This window comes from Mesorhizobium album (genome assembly GCF_033977205.1).
Classification (GTDB): domain Bacteria; phylum Pseudomonadota; class Alphaproteobacteria; order Rhizobiales; family Rhizobiaceae; genus Mesorhizobium; species Mesorhizobium album.
Genome location: NZ_JAVIIW010000114.1, coordinates 1 through 1,852, shown reverse-complemented (window position 1 = coordinate 1,852; position 1,852 = coordinate 1). Strand labels below are relative to the sequence as shown.

Sequence of the window (1,852 nt, the reverse complement as noted above, 5' to 3'; positions counted from 1 at the left end):
CGCCTCGGCATCCCTGGCAGTAAGGTCCTACCGCTTCCCGTTCTCATCGCCGCTCGCTGAACCCCAACAGCAGATCCACCCGCGCAACACCACCGGTTTTGCCCCGGTTACTTTTTTCTGTACTAAGGGCTTGATTTTATTGCGGAAAATTTCCATTTCCGCGCCAGGCACCGCGAATGAGGCTGTCAAAAAGGTAGCCTGTTGATTTTATTGGTTTTTTGGCAACTGTCGGACAGAAAAAATTCTGTGGACTATCGACACCTATCGGCCATTTCGAGGGCACCGTGAACGGCGAAGATCGAATCCAACCCCTCAATAAAGTACCGTCATAACTGGCTAAATCAATACGATCATCTCGACCCTAGATCGATGGATCACGGGCGTTGGGGCATGCGCGCGCGTGGAAGACAGAGGTGAGAGAGTGAAGACGGTTGGCTGACACAAAACCGCGGTTTTCAGCCATCTAAATTCGAGGATTTGTATCAAGATGAGGAAAGCGCGAGGTTTGTCGAATACCGATTTTACCAACCTGGGGGACGCTAACTCGGATATCTTTAAACTGGAGTTCGATTTGAATATGCGCTAAAAAGCTCACCATGAGTGTGCAAAGAGCAGGAAAGCTGAAGCAGCTCGAGCGCCTCCTCCCGGAGGGCTTGCTCGTGGACTCCACTTGGCTTTCCGCTCGCGGCTACTCCACCTCCCTACGCACCAAATATGTCGCCTCGGGCTGGCTAGAACAGCCGGCACGTCGGGTCTATCGACGCCCACGCGGACAGCTGAGCTGGCAGCAGGCCGTCATCTCGCTCCAGACGCTCCTCGGCCATCGCCTTGCCGTCGGTGGCCGAACGGCCCTCGAACTCCAGGGTTATGCCCATTACCTCTCGCAAGGCGGTTCTGAGGTCCATCTTCACGGGCCAAGGAAGCCGCCGAGCTGGCTCACCGCGCTGCGCCTCAAGGAGCAATTCGTCTACCGCAACAGTAAACTGCTCTTCGGGAGCGACCTGGACGAGGTTAACTTCCCTCCCCTCGTTCCGGGTGCCGACAAGCAAGGCGATCGGTCTCTTCAAGATGCCGGACTGCGCTCGCTTGCATGGGGACAATGGGATTGGCCGCTGACGGTTTCGGCCCCCGAACGCGCGATCCTCGAGCTTCTTGACGAGTTGCCGGATCATGAAAGCTTCCATCAGGTCGACGTGCTGATGGAGGGACTGAGCGACCTTGCTCCGCGCCGGCTGCAGAAGCTGCTTGTCTGCTGCCGAAACGTGAAGGTGAAACGCCTCTTCTTCTTCTTTGCCGATCGGCATCACCACGCATGGCTCAAGCACGTCGAGCGTGCAGCGGTCGATCTCGGCGCGGGCAAACGCATGCTGGTCAAGGAGGGGCGATACGATCCCGCCTACCAGATCACCGTGCCGAAAGAGCTGGACGAGGCGCGCTGATGGCTTTCGCCGTCGCTTACCGAAACCAGGTCGCACTCCTGGTCCGCACGCTGCCTTCCGTAGCAGCGGAAGAGTGTTTCGCGATGAAAGGCGGCACCGCCATCAATCTCTTCATCCGAGACCTACCTCGGCTCTCGGTCGATATCGACCTCACCTATCTGCCCATTCAGGATCGCGCGACCTCGCTAGCTGCGACAGGCTCAACGAAGCGGTCCGTCCGCATCCATCCCGGTGCTTCCCGGCGGCGGTCGCGCCATCGCCGACACCAGCCGCAAATCGAAATCCCCATAACCATCGACTGTGGCCCGCGGGTTCCTTCCTCGGGGACTTTCGTACGCCTGCCGGCGCCCGAAACTCTTATATGGGGAAGGTCAACTGCAAACGGCTTCACATCGACATTGTCATGTACCTCC

General features: G+C 58.0%; 3 protein-coding genes. All 3 read left to right on the top strand.

Translation table 11 applies throughout. The features are described 5' to 3' along the window. The coding region (locus tag RFN28_RS34400; protein WP_320291565.1) for a hypothetical protein at nucleotides 1-205 on the top strand (205 nt) is incomplete at its 5' end. A gap of 391 nt (nucleotides 206-596) precedes the next feature. Further along, nucleotides 597-1,439 (top strand): type IV toxin-antitoxin system AbiEi family antitoxin domain-containing protein, encoded by an 843-nt coding sequence (locus RFN28_RS34395; protein ID WP_320291564.1) that lies wholly within the window; start codon nucleotides 597-599, stop codon nucleotides 1,437-1,439. Beyond that, nucleotides 1,439-1,852, top strand: a 414-nt coding sequence (locus RFN28_RS34390) for a nucleotidyl transferase AbiEii/AbiGii toxin family protein (RefSeq protein ID WP_320291563.1), incomplete at its 3' end; no start/stop codon positions are given. The genes RFN28_RS34395 and RFN28_RS34390, both read left to right, overlap by 1 nt.